This window comes from Chryseobacterium manosquense (assembly GCF_014623485.1).
Lineage (GTDB): Bacteria > Bacteroidota > Bacteroidia > Flavobacteriales > Weeksellaceae > Kaistella > Kaistella haifensis.
Genome location: NZ_CP060203.1, coordinates 265,729 through 289,112 on the forward strand (window position 1 = coordinate 265,729; position 23,384 = coordinate 289,112).

The 23,384-nt window shown below is 30.8% G+C and carries 24 protein-coding genes; all 24 read left to right on the forward strand.

What is annotated here, in order from left to right; genetic code table 11:
* The first annotated feature begins 28 nt into the window (after positions 1–28).
* Positions 29–1,324, forward strand: a complete 1,296-nt coding sequence (locus tag H0S70_RS01255) for a radical SAM/SPASM domain-containing protein (RefSeq protein ID WP_188321407.1) — start codon at positions 29–31, stop codon at positions 1,322–1,324.
* Positions 1,324–3,525, forward strand: a complete 2,202-nt coding sequence (locus tag H0S70_RS01260) for a peptidase domain-containing ABC transporter (RefSeq protein ID WP_188321408.1) — start codon at positions 1,324–1,326, stop codon at positions 3,523–3,525. The genes H0S70_RS01255 and H0S70_RS01260 overlap by 1 nt, the downstream gene beginning before the upstream one ends.
* 27 nt (positions 3,526–3,552) lie before the next feature.
* Positions 3,553–5,688 carry a hypothetical protein gene (locus H0S70_RS01265; RefSeq protein ID WP_188321409.1) on the forward strand — a complete coding sequence of 712 codons (2,136 nt, stop codon included), beginning with the start codon at positions 3,553–3,555 and terminating at the stop codon, positions 5,686–5,688.
* The gene (locus H0S70_RS01270) at positions 5,678–5,977 is read left to right on the forward strand and encodes a hypothetical protein (RefSeq protein ID WP_188321410.1); all 300 of its coding nucleotides are present in this window, start codon (positions 5,678–5,680) and stop codon (positions 5,975–5,977) included. The genes H0S70_RS01265 and H0S70_RS01270 overlap by 11 nt, the downstream gene beginning before the upstream one ends.
* 86 nt (positions 5,978–6,063) lie before the next feature.
* On the forward strand, positions 6,064–6,906 hold the full coding sequence (locus H0S70_RS01275) for an RteC domain-containing protein (protein WP_188321411.1): 843 nt from the start codon (positions 6,064–6,066) through the stop codon (positions 6,904–6,906).
* Positions 6,907–6,933: 27 nt separating this feature from the next.
* Positions 6,934–8,130, forward strand: a complete 1,197-nt coding sequence (locus H0S70_RS01280; RefSeq protein ID WP_188321412.1) for a hypothetical protein — start codon at positions 6,934–6,936, stop codon at positions 8,128–8,130.
* Positions 8,131–8,162: 32 nt separating this feature from the next.
* Positions 8,163–8,642 (forward strand): immunoglobulin-like domain-containing protein, encoded by a 480-nt coding sequence (locus H0S70_RS01285; protein WP_188321413.1) that lies wholly within the window; start codon positions 8,163–8,165, stop codon positions 8,640–8,642.
* Between the two features lie 149 nt (positions 8,643–8,791).
* Positions 8,792–9,076 carry a helix-turn-helix domain-containing protein gene (locus H0S70_RS01290; RefSeq protein ID WP_317173160.1) on the forward strand — a complete coding sequence of 95 codons (285 nt, stop codon included), beginning with the start codon at positions 8,792–8,794 and terminating at the stop codon, positions 9,074–9,076.
* Between the two features lie 6 nt (positions 9,077–9,082).
* Entirely contained in the window at positions 9,083–9,976 is an 894-nt protein-coding gene (locus H0S70_RS01295; protein WP_188321414.1) for a transcriptional regulator, read from the forward strand.
* Between the two features lie 56 nt (positions 9,977–10,032).
* Positions 10,033–10,695 (forward strand): P-loop NTPase family protein, encoded by a 663-nt coding sequence (locus H0S70_RS01300; protein WP_188322264.1) that lies wholly within the window; start codon positions 10,033–10,035, stop codon positions 10,693–10,695.
* Between the two features lie 37 nt (positions 10,696–10,732).
* Positions 10,733–10,933 (forward strand): helix-turn-helix transcriptional regulator, encoded by a 201-nt coding sequence (locus H0S70_RS01305; RefSeq protein ID WP_188322170.1) that lies wholly within the window; start codon positions 10,733–10,735, stop codon positions 10,931–10,933.
* Positions 10,926–13,370: an ATP-binding protein gene (locus H0S70_RS01310; protein ID WP_188321415.1), complete on the forward strand. Its 2,445-nt coding sequence runs from the start codon at positions 10,926–10,928 to the stop codon at positions 13,368–13,370. Before H0S70_RS01305 ends, H0S70_RS01310 begins: the two co-directional genes overlap by 8 nt.
* On the forward strand, positions 13,367–14,014 hold the full coding sequence (locus H0S70_RS01315; RefSeq protein WP_188321416.1) for a hypothetical protein: 648 nt from the start codon (positions 13,367–13,369) through the stop codon (positions 14,012–14,014). The genes H0S70_RS01310 and H0S70_RS01315 overlap by 4 nt, the downstream gene beginning before the upstream one ends.
* Positions 14,014–14,613 carry an HNH endonuclease gene (locus tag H0S70_RS01320; protein WP_188321417.1) on the forward strand — a complete coding sequence of 200 codons (600 nt, stop codon included), beginning with the start codon at positions 14,014–14,016 and terminating at the stop codon, positions 14,611–14,613. Before H0S70_RS01315 ends, H0S70_RS01320 begins: the two co-directional genes overlap by 1 nt.
* On the forward strand, positions 14,613–16,451 hold the full coding sequence (locus tag H0S70_RS01325) for an HsdM family class I SAM-dependent methyltransferase (RefSeq protein ID WP_188321418.1): 1,839 nt from the start codon (positions 14,613–14,615) through the stop codon (positions 16,449–16,451). Before H0S70_RS01320 ends, H0S70_RS01325 begins: the two co-directional genes overlap by 1 nt.
* Before the next feature lie 15 nt (positions 16,452–16,466).
* Entirely contained in the window at positions 16,467–17,627 is a 1,161-nt protein-coding gene (locus H0S70_RS01330) for an AbiH family protein (protein WP_188321419.1), read from the forward strand.
* Between the two features lies 1 nt (position 17,628).
* Complete coding sequence (locus H0S70_RS01335) at positions 17,629–18,150, forward strand: hypothetical protein (protein ID WP_188321420.1); 522 nt, start codon at positions 17,629–17,631, stop codon at positions 18,148–18,150.
* Entirely contained in the window at positions 18,125–19,705 is a 1,581-nt protein-coding gene (locus H0S70_RS01340) for a helix-turn-helix domain-containing protein (RefSeq protein ID WP_188321421.1), read from the forward strand. Before H0S70_RS01335 ends, H0S70_RS01340 begins: the two co-directional genes overlap by 26 nt.
* 106 nt (positions 19,706–19,811) lie before the next feature.
* Positions 19,812–20,654 carry an RteC domain-containing protein gene (locus H0S70_RS01345; RefSeq protein ID WP_188321422.1) on the forward strand — a complete coding sequence of 281 codons (843 nt, stop codon included), beginning with the start codon at positions 19,812–19,814 and terminating at the stop codon, positions 20,652–20,654.
* Between the two features lie 219 nt (positions 20,655–20,873).
* Entirely contained in the window at positions 20,874–21,149 is a 276-nt protein-coding gene (locus H0S70_RS01350; protein WP_188321423.1) for a hypothetical protein, read from the forward strand.
* A 376-nt stretch (positions 21,150–21,525) separates the two neighbouring features.
* Positions 21,526–21,795, forward strand: a complete 270-nt coding sequence (locus tag H0S70_RS01355) for a helix-turn-helix domain-containing protein (protein ID WP_188321424.1) — start codon at positions 21,526–21,528, stop codon at positions 21,793–21,795.
* A 5-nt stretch (positions 21,796–21,800) separates the two neighbouring features.
* Positions 21,801–22,400 carry a transcriptional regulator gene (locus H0S70_RS01360; protein WP_188321425.1) on the forward strand — a complete coding sequence of 200 codons (600 nt, stop codon included), beginning with the start codon at positions 21,801–21,803 and terminating at the stop codon, positions 22,398–22,400.
* 6 nt (positions 22,401–22,406) lie between these two features.
* Positions 22,407–22,655: a DUF3853 family protein gene (locus H0S70_RS01365; RefSeq protein ID WP_188321426.1), complete on the forward strand. Its 249-nt coding sequence runs from the start codon at positions 22,407–22,409 to the stop codon at positions 22,653–22,655.
* A gap of 5 nt (positions 22,656–22,660) precedes the next feature.
* Positions 22,661–23,365 carry a transcriptional regulator gene (locus H0S70_RS01370; RefSeq protein ID WP_188321427.1) on the forward strand — a complete coding sequence of 235 codons (705 nt, stop codon included), beginning with the start codon at positions 22,661–22,663 and terminating at the stop codon, positions 23,363–23,365.
* Positions 23,366–23,384: the final 19 nt, after the last annotated feature.

Sequence of the window (23,384 nt, forward strand, 5' to 3'; positions counted from 1 at the left end):
CAGCCTTTTTTCAAAAAATAATTTAAAGATGAAAAAAAGTAAATTTAATACCATCGTTAATTTTGATAACTTGATTATCTTACATAACTCTTTCACAAACAAGTTCCTGCTCCTAGAACAGTTTTTATATGACATGTATAATTCTGTATCAACACAAGATGACCTCTTAGAACTAAAAGAGGTGCATTCAGATTTTTATGAAGCTTTAATAGCTAATGGATTCTTTGTTGAAAAAGATGTAAATGAATTAGAACGAGTTAGAGATTTGATAAATACTGTTGACAATCAGGACGAATATTATCACCTTATTGTCAACCCAACTATGAATTGCAATTTTAAATGTTGGTACTGCTATGAAACACATGAAAAAAAATCACAATTAAATGATGAAACTATTCAAAAGATCGAAAAATTAATTGAGAATGTTTTTATTAAAAATCCTAATATCAAATATATTGTGTTATCATTTTTTGGTGGCGAACCACTATTATTTTATGATAAAATGATTAAATTAATTAGAGGAGCTAAAATAATCACAGACAACTATAATAAAGGTTTGGAGCTAGCAATTACGACTAATGGCCTACTAATCAATGAAGAAATTATCAGTGAATTAAATAACTATAAAATATCAGGCTTTCAAATCACTTTAGATGGAAACAAGGAAAAACATGATCAAGTTAGATATATATCGAAAAGTAGGGGGTCTTACGATAAAATTATTGAAAATGTTATAGCTTTAGCTCAAAATGGAATATTTGTTACTTTGAGAATAAATTACACAAGAGAAAATCTTAATGGCTTGGAGGAGGTCATAAATGATTTGGAAAATCTAGAAAGCTCTGCAAAAAAAAATATTGCGTTATCAATGCAAAAGGTTTTTCAAGAGCCAAATTCTCAAGAGCTAACTGATTTGGTTGAGAATTTTAAATTTTATGCAAAAGAAAAAGGAATAAATCATAGAAGTGCTTTACTGTCTGATACTTTAAGGAATTCCTGTTATGCTGATAAAAAAAACCAAGCAGTTATAAATTATAATGGGGATGTATACAAATGTAACGCTAGAGATTTTAATCAAAAAAATAAGGAAGGTGTACTGAATGGAGATGGAGAAATAATTTGGAATGAACAGCATAATAAAAGACTTATTCCTAAAATGACTAACAAACCCTGCTTAGAATGTAGCATATTACCAATTTGTGGCGGTGGTTGTAGTCAGATGATTGTTGAAAATATAGGGAAAGACTACTGTGTCCATAATTTTGATGAAAATAGTAAAAAAGAACTGATTTTAAACATGTTTCTAGACGAGGAATTGATATAATGATTTTTTTTGCGCAACATGACCAAATGGATTGTGGACCTGCATGTCTTGCTATGGTTGCATCTTACTATGGCAAAAATTTCGGACTGCAATACTTGCGAGATAAAAGCTTTATTACTAGAGAAGGAGTTTCACTATTAGGGATAAGCGAAGCTTCCAAAAAAATAGGATTTAAAGAAATCGCCGCAAAACTTAAAATAGAGGAATTAGACTCTGACCTTTTCCCATGTATTATTCACTGGAATCAGAACCACTTTGTTGTACTTATTAAAATTTCTAAAAATTTTTTTACAGGAAAAAAAATATATAAAATTGCAGATCCAGGGCATGGCTTATTATCTTTAACTGAAGAAAAGTTTAAAAAATCTTGGCTTTCACATGAAGATAAAGGCGTAGCTTTATTCATGGAGCCAACAGAAGAATTTTATAATCAGACACCACCGCAGGAAGAGAAGCTTTCTATAAAATATTTATTAAAATACCTTCGTCCACACCAAGCGCAAATGGGTTGGATGATTTTTCTCCTTACTTTAGGTACACTCTCGACATTAGTTTTCCCTATTCTTACTCAAAAATTAATTGATGAAGGTGTAAGCAAGAAAAATCTGTCAGTAATTACAGTTATTTTATTGGCTCAGCTGGCATTCTTCTTTGGAAATATTGTAATTAATATTTTTCGGAACTGGATTATGCTTGTTGTAGGTACAAAAATTAATATTCAAATCATCTCTGATTTTCTTAAAAAGCTTTTGAAGCTACCAATAAAATTCTTTGACACAAAGCTTATGGGTGACTTTAATCAAAGAATACAGGATCATGAAAGGATTGAAAACTTTCTCACCTCACAAAGTTTATTAACGCTATTTTCAATTATAACTTTTACAGCCTTTTTTGGGGTGCTTTGGTATTACGATGCCAGAATTTTAGCTGTTTATATGATACTTACAATCGTTTCTATATTGTGGTCTTTATACTGGATGAATAAAAGAAAGATTTTAGATTATTTCAGGTTCCAACAAAGAAGCGAAAACCAGGAATCTATTTATGAAATAATTAATGGTGTGTCTGAAATGAAGCTCAACCAATTTGAAGATTTTAAACGTAAAGAATGGGAACAAATCCAGCAAAAACTTTTTAAAATCAATATTCGCATTCTTAAATTAGATCAAGTTCAACTTTCAGGATTTGAATTTATAAATCAGCTTAAAAACATTCTGGTAACTTTTCTTTCTGCTTATTTCGTAATAAAAGGACATATGACTTTGGGAGCTCTTCTAAGTGTTTCATACATCATTGGCCAAATGAATTCTCCGGTGAGCCAACTCATCAATTTTTTCAGATCACTACAAGATGCAAAATTGAGTTTAGCAAGGCTAAACGAAGTGCAAAATAATCCTGAAGAAGAACAGGAAAACCAAGTACCGTTACTTAGTAAAAAATATACAGAACAAAATGGGATAGAAAAAGGAATTTATTTCAAAAACGTTTCATTCCAATATGAAGGGCCACAATCTCCGTATGTTCTAAAAGATATCAATTTGTTTATTCCGGATGGAAAAATTACTGCTATTGTGGGAGCTAGTGGAAGCGGTAAAACCACTTTAATGAAAATGCTCTTAAAATTCTACGAACCAGTAAAAGGTGAAATAAAATTTAATCATCTCAATCTAAGTGAAGTTTCACCCACAGATCTTAGAAAAAATTGCGGTGTAGTAATGCAGGACGGATTTATTTTTTCTGATACAATTGAGCGAAATATTGCAACAAGTGATGAAAATATTGATTATGAAAAACTAAATACTGCTTTAGAAACGGCCAATATTAAATCTTTTGTAGAAGAGCTTCCATTGGGATTAAAGACTAAAATTGGTGCTTCTGGTAACGGAATTTCCGGTGGACAGAAGCAAAGAATTCTTATTGCTAGAGCGGTTTATAAAAATCCACACTTCATTTTATTTGACGAAGCTACTTCTGCTTTGGATGCTGAAAATGAAAAAATAATTCACAATAATCTGCAATCTTTTTTTAGAGGAAAAACAGTAATAATTGTTGCCCACAGACTTTCTACAGTGAAAAATGCAGACCAAATTATTGTACTGAAAAATGGACAGATTGTGGAACAGGGAAATCACCAGGAGCTGGTAAGCAAAAAAGCAGATTATTTTAATCTGGTTAAAAATCAATTGGAATTGGGAAATTAAAATATATTTATTGAGAACAAAACTAATATGAAAATCGATATTCATGTTCATACTCGTAAAATAAAAACAGGCGACGCTCTTTCAAGAAATATTGAAGCGGAAAAATTCATTGAAACAATGAAGAATACCGATGTAAAGATTATGGCAATTACAAACCATAACCATTTTGATATAACACAATATGAAGTTTTCAGGGAGGGAGTCAAAGATCATTGCCAATTATGGCCAGGTGTTGAGCTTGATGTTTTTGAGAATGATAAAAGGGGACATCTTATTGTAATTTGCAATCCTATAAACCACGAGGAATTTGATAAAAGAGTTAAAGCTTTGATTGGCGAAAAAAACGTAGATACTTTTACGTGTTCAATAAAGGAAATGGTAGAGTCATTTGATGATTTAGATTGCATTTATGTAGCTCATTATTTTGCTAAAAAACCAAATATTGGAGACGAAGAACTAGAACTTTTGGGAAATCAAATCTCAAATAAAAAGAGAATTATAAAAGAAGCGACAAACTCTATTTCTGCGGGCATCTATATTAGTCACGGTCATAATTCTATTTACGGTTCTGATGTTCATGATTGGGATAACTACATTAAAGAAAGTGAAAATTTACCAGAACTTAGGCTCCCTGTCGAAAGTTTTGAACAATTTTCTTTATTACTTGAAAAAGATGAAGCAACAATAAATACACTTCTTAATAGTAAAACAAAAGAAAATGTAGAACTTGTTCCTTTTACAGTGGCAGATAAGATATCTTTAGAAATTTTCAATGATATTAATATTTTATTTGGTTCGAAAGGAACCGGAAAGACAGAAATTTTAGATAATTTGTCAAAATATTACAATGATTTAGGATACAAAACAAATGTTTATAAATCCAATGATCAACATCTAAGTGAGGCATTTGATTTACGAGGTTCAGACAACATCGATTTTGCTACATTGAATATAGATGGATGTGAAGAAGAAATCCAGTTTATTAAGCAAGTAAGTGAAGAAGATATTACTAGTATTTCAAAATACAAACAACATTTCGCTTTAGAGCAAACAAATAAAATTTCAAAAAATCTAAAAATTAAGGACACCATTCTGCAAGATGATACTATAATATCTCGTAAATTAAGTGAGTTAAATACGATTTCGCAAAAATTTAATGATTTCCTTACTTATACTAGAGATAACGACAATTTAAAAGATTATATTGATTTGGAACTGCTTAAGGAATTAATTGGAGTTTTGAATAAAATTTTGTTTTCATTGAAAAAACATACAGAAGATAAATTCATTGAGAAAACAAGTGTAAAAATGCTAAATCAAATAATTAATCTTTTTAGTACAGAAATTGCAAAAAAAACGGGTCAACCTCAAAAACCTGCAAAAACTGGATTTGCAGAATACGCAAGTAATCGTATAAAAATTGAAAAAACTATAAAAAAAATTCTTCAAAATATTAGTAAACAAATTGAACCGATTGAAGAATACGCTGGAAGCCTAGGAGAGAAAGGTGAAATTTTTTGCAAAACAAATCTTAAAATTCAAGATGGCAATATTACTGATAGTGCTTATACTCCAGTAAAGCAAGTTAGAAAAACACCTCAAAAAGATTTCGCAAAATCAATAATAGCGATACAGAGATCTTTATATAATAACAATTTATTCGAGAAAATTACAGAATTGAATGCGATCGATGGTATTGAAACAATTAATTCAGTAAGTGATTTACTTTTGAAATACAAACATTTCATTCTGAATAATGAGTCTTATAGTCCTTCTAATGGAGAGTCTTCGATGATCTTATTGCATAAAGAATTAAGCGAGGACAAGGAAATTTACTTGATTGATGAACCAGAAAAAAGTTTAGGAAATGATTATATAAATGATGTAATTGTACCTTTGTTGAGGGAAAAAGCACTGCTCGGTAAAAAAGTGATAATTGCGACTCATGACGCAAACATTGCAGTGAGAACTTTGCCCTACAACTCGATATATAGGCTTCACGACCAAGGACAATATTACACATTAACAGGAAATCCGTTTTCTAATAAATTGAAATGTATTTACGGAATTCATGATGAATTAGATTGGAAAGAAATAAGTATGAAAACATTGGAGGGTGGTAAAGAAGCCTTCGGAGAAAGAGGAAAAATATATGGAAACTAAAACAGCAAATATCAAAAGAGAGGCAACAGCAACCTCATTAATTCTTAATTTAGACACTCCTTTGGAAATAATTCTAACAGAGGATAATCCAAATTCTGTCAAAGCAATTTTTAATAATTTGATAAAAGAACTTAAAAAAGGTCCTTTAAAATTTAAATTGCAAGATGAAAAAAAAGATGATATGTACTTTCACATTTGCGATGAATACATTAAACAATTAAATTCTGAAATGGAAACTGTCTATAACGAATTGGAAGATTATGAACTTTTAGAGATAAAAGAAGAATAATCCCGTCCTAATTCATAAATTGAGACATATTCTAGTTGTATATTAGGACAAATCAACAATATTTTTGCTTTGCTTATCGAAAACCAATGCAGGAATATTTTGAAAATATAATCGAAACACTCCAGGAAAACATCCGGGAATTATCCATGGAGATTGATAATCCCATTGTATTTTCCGAGTTGGCCGTCAAATTGAGTTTGGATACGCTTTCTGAGCTTAAAAAATATGTTCTTGAACATTCGTTTCAAAATATTGAAGATGAGATTTGGTTTTTCAAAAATATTAAACCAAAAATTCTTTCAAAATTAATTTATCATAATTCAGTTTTCAGAATTGAAACCAAAAAGCCAAATGGTGGTGAGAAAATTATTAGAAAATATTATGAAGCACAATTGGCCAAGCTCAAAAATTATTTTGAGAATAATTTAGAGTTTTATAAATATTACAGAACCGGAAATACCTTTCTGGATGATCATTATTTCGTGAGAGGCAAATATGATATAAAGCTGAGTTTGGATACTTATTTCTTTGAATCTGACCACTCTTTCACAACTTCTCACGATTATAAAGTGGCCAAAATCATTGCAAATGATCAACTGCAGGTTTATCTTGAAAATGAACTCACCAATCTTTATAAAACACACAGCAGAGAGGAAAAAGAGTTGCTTTTGTCAGGTTTAAAATGGACGGCTCCCAAAGTTTCCCTAATTGAATTGCTTTATGCTCTGCATGCTGATGGAGTTTTTAACAATGGCGCTGTGGAACTAAAAGAAATTGCAGAAAGTTTTGAAAAAATATTCAATATCGATTTAGGACAGTTTCATAGAGTTTTTCTGGAAATAAGAATACGCAAATCGTCCAAAACAAAATTCCTTGATAATTTGAAGGAAACCCTTATAAAGAGAATGGATGATGCGGATGAAAATTAATTATTACTAACCAAAATACATAATATTATGAAAAAACATTTTTTTATTACATTAGCATGCTGTTTATTTTTACTATTCACATCATGCTCAGACTCTTCAATATCAACTCAATTTGATGAAAGAGGTTCTGAAAAAATCACAAAGTTTACTTCTGATATAAATGAAGAAGCTGATGCAGCAATTCAGGAAGAAGCAAATTTAAAGATTGGGAAATTAATGCAAGCTTTTGGAGCGAACAATGCATTAGGGAAATCCAATGTTAGTTATCCAGATTATTATGGAGGTTCATTTATATCTGATAAGGGTATTTTAACCATTTATATTTCAGGTAAGTTTGGCGTAGGTAAAAAAGAAATACTGAAAATAATTGACGAAGACAAAGTAAAATTTAAGCCGGCAAAATTTTCCTATAAATATTTAACAGGCTTAATGGATGAATTGAATGTTTGGGCAAAAACTAAAGAGGATCCCTCTTTGTTAAATTTTATTTCAACCTTTGGGGTAATGGATGAATTGAATACTATCGAGGTCAATGTTTTGGGATTGGATGAATACAAGAAATCTCTCTTAGAAAAATCTATATTTGGAAAAGAAGGAATCAAATTTACAAATGTAAGTGGAAGAGTTAAATTAGAAACAATAATATATCCGGGATGTGCCGTTGATAGAACCTCTTCCATGGTCACCGCTGGTTCAGTAGGATTTAAGGCAAAAAGAAATTCTGATGGAAAAATCGGATTTGTTACTGCCGGTCATGCAATATCAGTTGGCGAAACTGCTTATTATGGAGGTGCAGCGGTTGGCACTTGTGCAAATTCAAAACAATCTGGAACGGTTGATGCTGCTTTTGTTGTTTTAAATAATATATCAACAGATGAAGTAAGTAATACACTTTGCAGCACTGTTGACAATTTGTCTTTATCTACAACTCTTCCCGGTGTTGGAACAGTTGTTAATAAAAGAGGTAGGCAGACGGGGGCAACATCTGGTAAGATTTTAAGTACGAATATAAGTATAATTAGTGCTACAGGGGAAACTATTGATAATATGTCAACTGCAGATTATAATAGTGATGAGGGTGATAGTGGTGGTACTGTTTATACTTACATAAGTAGTACTGGAGCAAGACCAACAGCTGGAATACATATGGGTGCAATTGGAACGACAAGATATTTTACAAAAGCTACAAATATCCTTAGTACTTTTGGATTATCTAGGAATTAAAAATAAGTAACTTAATTATTAAAAATAAAGTAATGAGAAGTTTGCTTTTGTTATTGCTTACTATAAGTTATGGATGTAACAAAAAACTCAATCCTACAAATCCATCTGTTAATAAATATACAATGAATGAAAATGTCTTAAATAGAAGTGAAAAAACGGAGGTAGTACTAAAAATTTCACCAAAAATTTTCAATTATTCTGATTCAAAAAAAGAGGGTACTTATAAACTCATAAATAATACTGAAAATCAAATATTATATTCAAGCGATTTTATTATTGAGAAATTTAATGATGAAAAATGGTTAAAACAGGCTTTAGATCCTAAATTAGTTTTTGGAGAGATTAATTATTCATTAGAAAAGAAAACCTCAAAATCTTATCCGCTTTTTTTGATAACTTTTATGAAAAATAAGCAGTTAGAAAAAGGACTTTATAGAATTGGTAAAAAAGTATGGATTTCTGAGAATCCCAAAGATGTTCGATATGTATACGATGAATTTTTAATTGAATAGTTTGAAAAAATCACAATTCTGTGCAACTTGCTCAGTTTCTAAACCCTAAAAAGTAATTTTTAATAACACTTTTTAGGGTTTTTTGTTCAAAGAAATCGTTCACAACTTCGGTTGCGCTTGTGAATAACTTATAGGTATAAAGTTAAAATTTGCAAATCAATTTAAATGTATTTATTATGGCGGTAAACATCATCACTCAGGAAGATTTGCAGAACTTCAAAAAAGAACTTATTGATGAAATCAAAAATCTATTTCATTTCAGAACTACCGAACAAAAACTTTGGCTGAAATCTGCAGAAGTAAAGGAATTATTGAAAATTTCTGCGGGAACACTTCAAACTTTAAGAATCAAAGGCACTCTGCGGTATTCTAAAGTCGGAGGAACATTGTATTACAATTACGAGGACATCGAAAAAATGTTGAATCAAAAATAAAGAGTTATGAACTACATTCGGCATTTAACAGGTTTTTTCGATAAAATTCAGGACGATGAGCAACTTAATCCTACACACATCAGTCTGTATCTCGCACTGTTTCAGTTTTGGAATCTCAACCATTTCCAAAACCCGATAAGTATTTCCAGAAATGAAATCATGCAATTAAGTAAGATTTCGGCGTATGGCACTTATCACAAGTGCATAAAAGACCTGCAGGAGTTTGGATATATTGAATACATTCCATCATTTAATCCATATAAAGGAAGCATGGTAAACCTCCACAATTTTGAAAATTCAGAAGTTCAAAATTTGAACAGGAAGCGTATCAAAAAACAGACATCCTCTGAACAAGCATTAAACCAGCACCATATCAAAATCGATACAAGTTCTGAACAAGCGTTGATACCTTCTATAAACAATACAAACTTATTAAACAATAAACATAGGATAAGCCCAAATAAAATTAATGAGTTAAATTTTGAATCTGAAGAGTCAGAAAAAGAAAAGTTGCGCCAAAAGAAAAGCGATACTGTCATTGCGAGCGAAGAGAAGCAATCTCAGTCTGTCATTCTGAACGGAGCAAGGCGAAGTGAAGAATCTCATTATACAAAACCATGTTCAAAAATTCCTCCGGAATTTCCCGAAGTTCAGATGTATTTTGAAGAAAAAGATTCCACAAAATTAGAAGCTGAAAAATTCTTCAACCACTACGAAAGCAATGGTTGGCTCGTTGGCGGAAAATCCAAAATGAAAAATTGGCAAGCCGGCGCCAGAAATTGGCTTTTAAATTCCAAAAAATTCAATACCGTCATTGCGAACGGAGTGAAGCAATCTCATAATTTAAAACCAAGTCACCTCAATGCAACTACCAACAAATCCTACCAAGACAAACTCTAATTTCCCCTCTTTTTTAAAGAGGGGTGTCCGCAGGACGGGGTGTTTAAGAACATTCATTGAAAAAAATCATCACAACAATGCAACTTCCCAATCATGAAATAGAAATGTCCTACGACTACAAGCAAGTGGTAACCTGGCTCCGTAAAGCGGGCAGAAAACACATCGGCAAAAACTTTGTCATTCCAGATAACGAAAAAGGAATCATTTTCGGAATGCTCGCTTGGTTTCTTCAGGACGAGTCAGTGGCCAAAGAAATGAATATTGACCTCAACAAAGGAATAATGCTGAGTGGACCAATCGGCTGTGGAAAAACAATCCTTTTCAAATTGATGAGACAAATCCCTTCCGGAAGAAAAAACTTTATGATGGCTTCCACCCGACAAATTGTTTCAGAATTTATGCAGAATGGCTACGAAGTTCTAGAAAACTATTCCCGCGGAAGCCTCTATAATGACAATCGAATTCCAAAGAACTACTGCTTCGACGATCTTGGAACAGAAACCACCTCCAAATATTTCGGCAACGACTGCAATGTAATGGCAGAAATCCTTCTCACTAGATACGACCTTTTCAAAGAAAAAGGAATTATAACCCACCTCACCACAAATCTCACCGCTGGAGAAATAGAAACCATCTACGGCAACCGCCTAAGATCTAGGATGAGGGAAATGTTTAATCTGTTTGGGTATGATGAGTTATCAACAGATAAGAGGAAATAACAAAAATATCAATATCTTTACACAATATGCAAATTATATGAGCAAAAAAGCAATTAATAGGCTAAAAGTAATACTTGCAGAGAAAAATGTAAGTAGCAAATGGTTAGCAGAACAATTGGGCAAAAATGAAGCAACAATTTCTCGTTGGTGTACTAATGAAGTCCAGCCACCTTTAAAAACATTCGTTCAAATTGCAGAAAAGCTTGATGTTAAATTAACTTCTTTATTCAATGACTAATAATTCAGTAAAAATTCCCTTTAAAGTATCAGCAAGGACTGCTAAACTGATAGGGATGGAAAATTTTTCCACAGAAGAAGGTGCAATAATCGAATTAGTAAAAAACACTTATGATGCTGATTCAAAAAATTGTGTTTTGATTTTTGATTTAAAGGAAAAACCGGTTGTTGATCATGAAAATAATTTGCTATATGATGAAAATGGGAAAGTTTTATTAGAAAGAGATAAGTCAAACAGCAAAATTTACATTATTGATAATGGAGATGGAATGACTTCCGAAGTTATTACCAATCAGTGGATGACTATTGGAACTTCAAACAAACTTTACAAACATACAACTGAAAATGGTAGAATAAAAACTGGAGCAAAAGGCATTGGTAGATTTGCATTAAACCGGTTAGGTTTATTCACAAATATGCAAACAGTTTCAAAAGGTAATCAGCGTGGATATGAATGGATGGTGGATTGGCGCGAATTTGATAAACCTTCGGCTGTGGTATCTGATGTTGAGGCTGTTCTTATAGAAATTGATAAGTTAAGTCTAAAAAATGAGTTGCGAGGCAAATTTGGAAATTTTCATAATGTAATGGAAATTGTAAATGATTTGAATTTTGACACAGGGACAATTATTGAAATTTCTGAGCTTAACGATACGTGGGATTATGAACAGTTGAATCGTTTGTTTGGTAATCTAGAAATGTTATTGCCACCAAGGGAGCAACCAGATTTTGCAATTCATTTATTTTCGCTTGAAAACCCTATTGAGTTTGGTAAGGTAAAAACAGCGTATTATGATGATTTTGACTACAAAGTTATCGCTAACTATAATAAAGAAAATGATGGAAAATTAAAAATCAAAATCGTAAGAAATGAATTAGATGTTGATTTATTGGCTAATAAATATTTAGAGGTTTTCGAAAAAGGTGCCATGCAAAATGCACCTTATCGTTTAGTTGATTTTATTTCCAGCCCAATTACAATTTTAGACAAACGTTTAGATGAAGTTCTTTCAAAAAACGTTGATAGAAACTTAATTAGTAAAATAGGTAAATTTGATTTCACTTTTTACTTTTTGAAAAATACCATATCAGATGATAAGGTAGATGGTGATAGAAAAAAATACCCATATAAGACTTTTAACAGTAGTAATCGTAAATCATGGTTGAAAAAATTTGGAGGTGTAAAAATTTTTAGGGATGATTTTCGTATAAGACCATATGGTGAAAATGGAGAGGACTGGTTAAAGTTGGGAGCCAGACAAGCTGAAAGTCCCGGTGGAGCAGGTCAAAAATTGGGAGGATATAGAATTAGACCAAATCAAATTGCTGGTACTATAAATATATCACGACTTTTTAATGAAAGTTTTCAAGATAAATCTGGTAGAGAAGGATTAATTGAAAATGATGTATTTGAATTATTCAAAAATGTAATTATTGAAATTATTTCTTTTTTTGAAAAAGATAGAAATACGATTATGTATAATTTATCTGAGTTCTATAAGAGGAAAAATGCAGAAGAGGAAGCCAAAAGAAAAGCACAAGAAGAAGCTGAATCTATAAACGACGAAGAAGAAGCAAATTCAACTCAAAATAATTCCCAATCTCAATCATCTTATACAGACAGAGAGAAAGTTTTAGCTGATGGCATTCAAATATTAACGCGAGAAAATGAAGAAAAGGATAATGAAATTAGGTTGTTGCGCAGTTTGGCAAGTGTGGGATTGATAATTTCATCCTTTGCGCATGAGGTTAAGAGTCTTCAATCAAGATTGATTCCACGGACTCAATTTTTACTTAGGGAACTGAAAAATCATATAGACGAAAATGAGTTATCTCATTTGGATATTGATGATAATCCTTTTTATATGATTCGTCTGATGCAAGAAGAAGACACTAAATTAAAACATTGGCTAGATTATTCACTAAATACTTTAAAGCGCGATAAAAGAGAGAGGACAAATCTTAATTTTGAGGATTATTTTTCACGATTTAAATCAACTTGGTTTAAAGCATTACAGCAAAGGAAAATTGATTTAGAATTAATAGGCGATAAAAAAAATGAATGTGTTATTCGTGCATTTGAAGTTGATATGGACTCAATTTTCAATAATCTATTATCTAATTCTATCAATGCCCTATACGGATTCAATAAAGATTCTAAAAAAATTGTAATTAGCTGGGAAAAAATTGATGATAGAATTGAAATCATTTTTAGTGATAATGGAAAAGGGTTGGATTCGCAATACATTAATAATCCAGAAGAAATTTTTAATTTAAATGAATCATCGCGAAAGGACAAAAAAGGAAATGTTGTTGGAACCGGTCTCGGTTTGTATATAGTTAAATCAATAATTGAAGAACATAATGATTCCTCAATTTCAATATTAAATTCGCAAAACGGTTTGTCAATCAAAATTAATTTTAAGACTAGAAAATGAAATATAAAATAGCATATATAGATGAAAGTCCATTTTGGATAAATACATTTTATCAAACCTTCAAGGACGAGTATGATATAATGAAAATAAAAGTTGAAAGTAACTGTTCTATTGATGAAATTCTAAGCATACTTAAAGATGATGAATTAGATGCGATAGTAACCGACTATCTATTAGAGGAGGAAGGAGATGTTTCTTTTAACGGTAATATTATTGTTGATGCTGTACGTGCATATAAGCCACATTTCCCAATAATAATGTTGACAGCTCATGAGCCTCAAGCCATAAATCATATGGATGATGTTCACATAATTTATGGTAAAAATATTTTAGATGGCGAAAGTGAAGATGAACTATTATTATTTAAGACGAAAATGAAAAGTAATATTGATAATTACTATACAAAAATTCAAGATACCCATTTTAAAATTGAAAATTTAATTACTAAAAGACAAAAAGAAGGTTTAGACAGTATGGAAGAAGAAGAGTTATCTAAGCTTTTTATTTTGCTGGACGAGTTAGAGCCAGAGGGGAAAGGTTTACCTACCAACTTAGCGCAAAAAGAATCGATTACAAAATTGCATGAGTTTGTTTCAGAGGCTAAAGATATCTTAGAACAATTAAAAAAAATTAATAAGAAATAATGTTTCGAGATTTCACGCCTAAAAGACAAAATATTACTCGTAAAGTTTCAGACTATAAAAACCACAGGTCAGATTTAAAAAATGACTTTAAAGAAAGATGTGGTTATTGTAATGACATTTATGTATGGCGATTTGCCTCATTTGAAATTGATCATTTTATTCCCAGAAAAAAAGATAAAAAGACTTTCTTAACAATAAAATCAGAAACTGATTATAGTAACTTGGTTTACGCTTGTAAGTCTTGTAATAATTCTAAAAGTAATAAATGGCCAACCAATGATGAAAATTTACATAATGAAAATGACATAGGCTTTATTGATCCTTGTGACGATAATTATAATTTACAATTTGATAGATTGAATAATGGTCAAATAAAAGCAATTACTCCTTTAGGAAACTGGATGTTTAAAGAATTAAAGCTATACAAACCACAACATGAATTTATATGGAATCTGGAGGAATTGGACAAAATAATTGAAGAATCTGAAATCATTTTGAAAAGCACCACTGAAGAAACATTATCTAATGACCTTAAGGATATTATTTTGGACTTCTATAGAAAATATAGACAATATACTAAATTATTGGGTAATCTATAATGAGCGTTTCAATTAATAAATTTTTTAAAGATAAATTATTACAACCTAAAGATGTCGATAGGTTAATAATATCTGCTTACATCGAGATATCAAATGTTACGGTAAACAATAATGAATTAATCCTAAGTCAAAAAATCTCTGTCCAGCAAATTGAGGAGTACAAAATGTTAAAAGAGTTTATTACTTTCTTAAAAAAGCACTATGAAGCTTTTTCTTTTGAAAACCTTATAGAACTCTTTGAATTTGTAATATCTCCTGAAGACAGAATCGTTACCGGAGCTATTTATACGCCAAAAGAAATTCGAGAATACATTGTTTCAGAAACTTTTAGAAATTGCTATGACTTAAATGATGCAAGAATAGCGGATATTTCATGTGGTTGCGGTGGGTTTCTCTTGTCGGCCGTTCAAGAACTTCGTGAGCAAACACAGAAGTCATTCTTTGATATTTTTAATGAAAACATTTTTGGTCTTGATATCCAGGAATATTCAATTACTAGAAGCAAGTTGTTGCTTTCACTATATGCTGTTTCCGAAGGAGAAGATATAGAAAGATTTGATTTCAATTTACACACCGGAGATGCATTGATATTCAATTGGGAAGAAAAAATTGAGGATTTAAAAGGATTTCAGATTATAGTTGGTAATCCACCATATGTTCGTATAAGAAATCTTGAGGATTCTGTCAGACAAAATTTGCAAAATTGGGAAGTCTGCGCAACAGGCAATCCCGATTTATATATACCTTTTTTCCAAATTGGTTTTGAAGCTTTGAGTACAAACGGCATACTTGGCTACATCACAATGAATTCATTTTTCAAAAGTTTAAATGGTCGTGCACTAAGAGAATATTTCAATAATCATCAAGCAAAAATCAAAATTATAGATTTTGGTATTAATCAAATTTTTAGATCCAAAAGCACATATACTTGTATTTGTTTTATCGAAAAAACCGAACAAGAATTTATTGAGTATTATAAATCAAAGAAAAAAGAATTTCCTTCAGCAGATAATGATTTTACGCAATTAAATTATACGATTCTTGATTCTAAAAAAGGTTGGAATTTACATCACAACGATATAATTTCTAGAATAGAATCAGTCGGAGAGCCATTCGGTGAAAAATATAAAACAAGACACGGTATTGCAACCCTAAAAAATGATATTTACATTTTTCGTCCTGTAGGTGAAGATGAAAATTTTTATCATCTTCAGAACGGCCAGTTATTCGAAATTGAAAAGGGTATTTGCAGGGATGTTTTAAATTCAAATAAATTAAGTAGGAACATAGACTTTGAGAGTGTTAAAGAGAAAGTCATTTTTCCTTATGATGACAATATCAAGCCTAAGGCATTTTCTGAAGATTACATCAAAGAGATGTTTCCAAAAGCATACGATTATTTCACCCATAAAAAAGAAACTTTAGCAACAAGAGATAAAGGTAATGGGAATTATGAACCTTGGTTTTCATTCGGTAGAACTCAGTCATTAGAAAAAGTTTCAAATAAATTATTTTTCCCAAAATATTCTGATAAAGCTCCAAATTTTCACACTAGTTTTGATGAAAATCTAATGTTTTATAATGGTCAGGCAATTGTTGGCCATGAAGAGGATGAAATGAAAATTATTCAAAAGCTAATGCGGTCAAAAGTTTTTTGGTTTTATATTGAAAATACGAGCAAACCATATTCTGCGGGCTATTATTCTCTAAACGGAAATTACATTAAGAATTTTGGAATTTGTGAGTTGAATGAAGCAGAAAAAAGATTCATACTTACAGAAAATAATGAGGTTGAATTAGATAAATTTTTTAATGATAAATATGAAGTTTTAATCTGATATAATAAAATTTGAATGAATAGACTTATACTTATAGGAAACGGCTTTGATTTAGCGCACGGTATGAAAACATCTTACCGTGATTTTATATTGGATTACTTAAAAAACGTTTTCAAACAAGCGAGGCAGAATGGTGCTTATGAAGATGCTTTACTGAAAGTAGAATTTAATAATCAAAATTCGGAATGGGCAAATCCAGGTTTGAATTTTGATGATTGGTCTATCTCGAATTTTGTCAAGTATATTGATGGTCCAAGTCATCAAATGCAGGATGTATTCAGAAGATCGGTAACTATTTATAGATATGAATTCATTTTTGTTAGTAAAAGCAAGTTAATAAAAATACTATTAACGAAATGTGATGAATACAATTGGGTGGACATCGAAAATGAGTATTATATAATACTTTGTCAGTTCTCTTCAGATAACAAACTCGACAAAATTTCAGAATTAAATGAGCAATTCGAATATCTTCAGAAATTGCTTCAAGATTATTTAAGAAAAATAGAGAAAAAATTTGTGGATGAAGATTGTGATAGTTTTTTTAAATCTTATTTGGTTGATAAGCTAACTGAAATTGCCAATCTGCCTGAAGAACAAATTAGAGTAGTAGGCAAGGATACCTCAAAACTTAAGCCTGAGAAGATATTGATTCTGAATTTTAATTACACGATCACAATATCTGACTACTTGGACAGCATTAAAAAAATTATTCCTGAAACCAAAGTCATTAATATCCACGGAAAAATTGATGATGAAGAAAATCCTATCATTTTTGGTTATGGGGATGAAGAAGAAACAAATTATGCTACTCTTGAAAAATATGATGAATGTTTGAGATTTATAAAAACATATCGATATTCGAGAACTCACAATTATCAAAATTTTATTGATTTTGTTAATTCAAATACATTTGAAGTATATGTTGTAGGCCATTCCTGCGGATTATCAGACAAAACGCTTTTATCCGAAGTTTTTAATAACAGGAACTGTTTTAAAGTAAAACTGCTGACCTACAATAAAAAGGGCGATTCCATAATAAAAATTGAATCCACAGACTATATTGAAAAAACATATCAAATTGGCAGAGTTTTTAAAGAAAAATCTGAAATGAGACGAAAACTAATTCCTTTTAGTACATCTGATTTACTCATTATAAGAAAAGTACCTCTCTAAGATGGAAAATAAAAAATATTGTATTGACTCCATAGACTATGACAGGGAAATGTACTACAAAGAGTTAGACCGTAAAAAAGATTTTGAGACATTACTGACAACGCCACTCTTAACATATTCCTTTATTGTTACTATGAATTATTTTTTAATATCTGGAATTGTAAAAAATGTTGGTCTTCAATTAAATTTTTGGATTTACTTTTTTGCTGGATTAGTTGGATTAGCATTGATAACTTCTATAATTTTCCTTTTACTGTTTTATGATAACTTCTTAGGATCTTTTAATTATTGGGAAATTGGAAATCCAGCAGAAATACTTAAAATGGAAAATGATTTTAAAGAAGAGCAAATAACTTTCGTTTTCGCAGAAATACATTTCAAAGAAAAATTAAAAAATCTTTACGCTGAGTACGCGGGTTACAATATGAAACTGAATGTAAAACGTTTGGAATTTTTTTCACTTTGCAAATTATTCCTTATTTTGTCAGTACTGGTACATGGCTGCTTTTTTGTATCTGAATAAGTTTATTAATCAAGCCAAAAAGGAGAATAATTTACATAAACTCTTTCAAGGCTACAAAGAAGCAACTTATTACAGTGCTGATAAAAATGTTAAAATAAAGTATAGTGATAGTTGTATTTCAACTGCACTTAAAACTCAAGATAATGATTTGATAAGTTCAGCTCATCTTGGAAAAGGAATTGTGTATTATTCTAATTATCGCCAATATGTAAAAGCATTAAACCAATATCTTATCGCTTTTGATTATTCTGAAAAAGGAGCAGATGAATATCAAAAACAAAAAATAAATTACCATATCGGCGTAGTCAAAAGTTATTTGGGTTATTATAATGATGCGTTACTTAATTTTAAGAATGGAGTACAATTTTTCAAAAACAAAACATCAGGGGATTATCACCGGAATGAAATTTATAATAATAGCAAAGGTTATTTAAACAGCTTACATCAGGCAATTATATGCAATCAATATTTACAGAACTACAAAGATGCTAATAGCCTCATACAGGAAGGACTAAGATTTACGCAAACCCAGCCGGATTTTTTATTGGAAAAGAATTATTTTTTAAAATCATCAGCGATATCAGATTATAATGCTGATAAATTGCCTGAGGCTTTGAATAAATTTAATGAGAGCCTGCCTGTGTTTGAAAAGAAGCAGGATTTTATGACTGTGGGTATTGTGAATTACTACTTGGGAAGAACTTATGAAAGAATGGGGGATAGCCAAAAAACTATACAACAATTTAAAAAAGTCGATTCCATTTTTTCAGAAAAGTTGATTTTTTTTCCTGAACTAAGAAAAAATTATGAATATCTGATAAATTATTACAAGAATAATTCAGATGAAAAAAACGAACTGTTATATACTAAAAAGCTGCTGAAAGTTGATAGCATCATGAATTCAGATTTCAAATATTTGTCTGCAAAGATTCACAGAGAGTATGATACCGTAGCTTTGGAAAATGCAAAGAAAAAATTGGAAAAACAAAATTCTTTTGGTGTATCTGCCCTTATTTTTTTGTTTTTAATAATTTCTGTCTTAAGTTTTTTAGTTTGGAAGTATTATAATAATCAGAATGAAATCAAAAGAAAATACTTGCTGTTAGAAAATCGCCTTACTGAAAATGCTGTTAAACCAAATTATAATAATGATGAAAAGATATTAAATACTAAAATTCTAATTCCCGATGAGATTTATCATAATATAACCAGAAAATTAGAAAAATTTGAAGATAGGAGAGGGTATATCGAAAAAGGTTTGACACTTGCAAAACTTGCAAAAAGGTTTAACACCAATGCAACATATCTTTCACAAGTTATAAACGAAACAAGAAAGTTGACTTTTAATAAATACTTAAGTGAACTAAGAATTAATTATATTACAAACCGTCTTTACAATGATAACCAATACCTTAAATATACTGTTGAGAGTTTGGCGGAAGAATGTGGCATCGCATCTCGTCAAAATTTTTCAGATTTGTTTAAGGAAATAAATGGTATTAGGCCAAAGGATTTTATCGCGTTAAGAAGGAAAGAACTTGGTATTAATACTTAGGTTTTTGTTAAACTCAATACTTCTTTTGGTCTTAATTTATATATTGAGACATACATTTCTTGGAAGACTTTTTTAATGTTAATAAACTTGCATTTCAGTATAGAAAATGCAAGAATTTTTTGAAAATGTAATAGAAACGCTACAGGAAAATATCCGGGAATTATCTATGGAAATTGACAATCCCATTGTATTTTCCGAACTGGCTATAAAATTAAGTTTGGATACACTTTCCGAACTTAAGAAATATGTTCTCGAACACCCATTCCAAAATATTGAAGATGAGATTTGGTTTTTCAAAAATGCAAAACCAAAAATTCTTTCAAAATTAATCTATCATAATTCAGTTTTCAGGATCGAGACCAAAAAACCAAATGGCGGTGAGAAAATTATTCGAAAGTATTATGAAGCACAATTAGCAAAACTTAAAAATTATTTTGAAGATAATTTAGAGTTTTACAAATACTATCGCACAGGCAGCACTTATTTGGACGAACACTATTTTGTAAGAGGAAAATACAATATCAAACTAAGTTTGGATACATATTTCTTCGAATCAGACCATTCATTCACAACTTCGCACGATTATAAAGTGGCCAAAATTATTGCCAATGACCAATTGCAGGTTTATCTTGAAAATGAACTCACAAATCTCTATAAGACACACAGCAGAGAAGAAAAAGCGGTCCTTTGGTCTAGTTTAAAATGGACGGCTCCAAAAGTTTCCCTAATTGAACTGCTTTATGCTTTACATGCTGAAGGGGTTTTTAACAACGGCGCTGTAGATCTGAAAGAAGTTGCAGAAAGTTTTGAGAAAATGTTCAATATTGACTTAGGTCAATTTCACAGAGTTTTCCTGGAAATAAGAATTCGCAAATCGTCCAAAACAAAATTCCTGGATAATTTGAAAGAAACTTTGGTAAAAAGAATGGATGATGCGGATGAAAATTAATGTAAGATTTAATAAAAGAATATGGGGTATTACATTGTAAATTTAGAAAATAGCCAATTGAAACATTTGTACGTTCAAAACGAGGATGACCTTATAAATGTTGAATTTATCAAAGAGAATACGATAATTTATCAAGGAGAAGAAAATTGGTATCCAATCCGAATTGGTGACTCAATTAAGTTTAAAAACTATACTAAAGATTAGTTCAGAGCTGGTTTAATGGCTCAAAAAATTTTCAAAGAACAAGCGAAAAATGAAGATTTAATCGTCGAAGATTTAAGTCAGGATGCTGAAAGTTTTAAACAATTCTTATTAAATAAACAAAAATATATTCCTATAAAAAGAGGTGATTTTTTGATTAGAAATTTTGGAAACCTCGAGATTGAGGTTAAATGTTTAAATTTCTACGAATCTACGGGTAAAATGGTATTTAATATTAAATGTGATAATTTTGAAAGACATTCTAATATGCAAGATTCACTAAAACACCAATAATACTTGCAGTATATGATCGCACAATAATTAAAAGTTTAGATGCTAATCCATATTTTATTTCGATAGAAGCAATAAGCCTTCATAAAAAAGATTTCAAAAAAGTATACATTCAACAAGAAAAAGTTGGTTATTGCTATCAAATACCAGTTTGTTACACTTCAGAAAGTTTCTCGTATATTAAAGAATTTTCATTTTAATCTGTGAATTTTCCTTTCTGTACAACTAAATCTCACAGGATATAAACCTAAAAGTAATTTTTAATATTGCTTCTTAGGTTTTTTTTTTCAAAAAAAATCGTTCACAACTTCGGTTTCACTTGTGAAATCGTATTTCAAATAATCCTAAACTTTGTTGCCATAAATAAATTCTTAACATTATGGCAATCGCAGTACTCACCAAAGAAGACCTTAAGGATTTCAAAAAAGAACTTTTGGAGGATATAAAAAACTTATTTCATTCAAAAGTTTCAGGGCAGAAACAATGGCTTCGTTCGGCGGAAGTTCGAGCACTACTTAACATATCTTCTGGCACATTACAAAACTTACGAATCAACGGGACTCTTCACTATTCAAAAGTGGGTGGAACAATCTTTTACGCTTTTCAGGATATTGAAAAACTAATGCATACCAATAATAGAAGTCTATGAACTGTATGCAACATTTAAATGGTTTTTACAGCAAAATTCTGAATAATGATAGATTGAGGCCTACTCATATCAGTTTGTATATGTCGCTTTTTCAGTTCTGGACAACCAATCGTTTTAAAAATCAATTTCGGATTGTGAGAGAAGAGGTGATGAAAGCAAGCAAAATAAAATCGGTTGCTACTTATCATAAGTGTATTACTGATTTGCATGCTCTGGGTTATATTATTTATAAGCCGAGCTTCAACCCATACATGGGAAGTTTAATTACTATTGTAGAACTATCCGGTTTGCAGTCGCAGAGAAAGAATACAGATTCTGCAATTGGAAGGTCATTCAATTCTTTACAAGATAAAAGCTTTATGGATTTAAATAAAGCTATTCAAAATATTACCTCAGTCGATTTTCAGCCACCACATATCTTTGAAGTGCAAATGTATTTTCTGGAAAAAGCAGCACCAATAGAAGAAGCACAAAAATTTTATGATCATTACGAAAATATCGGATGGAATGTTTCTAGGAAATTTCCGATGAAAAGTTGGACGGCTGCAGCAAGAAATTGGTTGAAAAAAGTAGATAGAATTGAATTGGAATCTCGTAAAATCTAAAATATAATGAAACGCATAGATTCGAAAACTCCACTATTAAACCTTACTGTCGAAGAATTTTTGGAAGTATCCAAAAAACTTACTGCTGACGAAAATTATGCTCACGGACTAAAAGGCTTAGCAAAATTCCTGGGTTGCTCGAGATCGAAAGCCTCGGAGATAAAGTCTTCGGGAATTTTAGATGAAGCTATCATTCAAAAGGGAAATCTAATTATTATCGATAAAAAGAAGGCGTTGGAACTTCTTAGAAAATAGTAGGAATGTATTATCAGGAACTCATAGAAAGGTTTTGGTGTCTAAATGAGAATACCCGTCTTGGTTCTAACGCAATTGCCATGTATCTGTATCTCCTGAAATTGGGAAATGAAAACAATTCTTATAAAGTAATTGTTTCGGATGTCGCAATCAGTGCCACTTTAGGATTTACGAGGAAAACGGTCAAGACAACTAAGGAAAGACTTAGAAGCTATGGGCTCATCCAGTATAAGACTAAGAACGGGTTGCCCTGTTCCTACCGATTGCTTCTCAACTATAATTTAAATATTGAGATTGTAGAGGAAACCCCTGAAAAGCTTCAACCAGAGTCCGAATCTTTCATTGAAGAAAAAGTAGAATTTTTTCCTTCAGAAGCAATTTCGAGTGATGTTTTACCCACTGACACACTTCAAATTACGGAATTAATTAAACCGACAGTCCCAAGTCAATCCGAAGACAGCAACAATCCAACATTGGACGAGTTTATAGAATATGCAAAAACATTGGATTCCTACAAAGCGGAATTGGATTCAGGCATCAAAGAAAAATATATTATCTGGCAAAAAAACAATTGGCTCAACAACTTTGGAAGACCCATCAAAAACTGGAAATCTTCCTTGAAAAGTGTTTTGCCGTATTTGTCAAACAACCTTAATGCTGAAAATGCATCATATGAAATTCCCATAATCAAGAGACCAAAATCTCCTTAAAACAACCCATTAAAAAGAA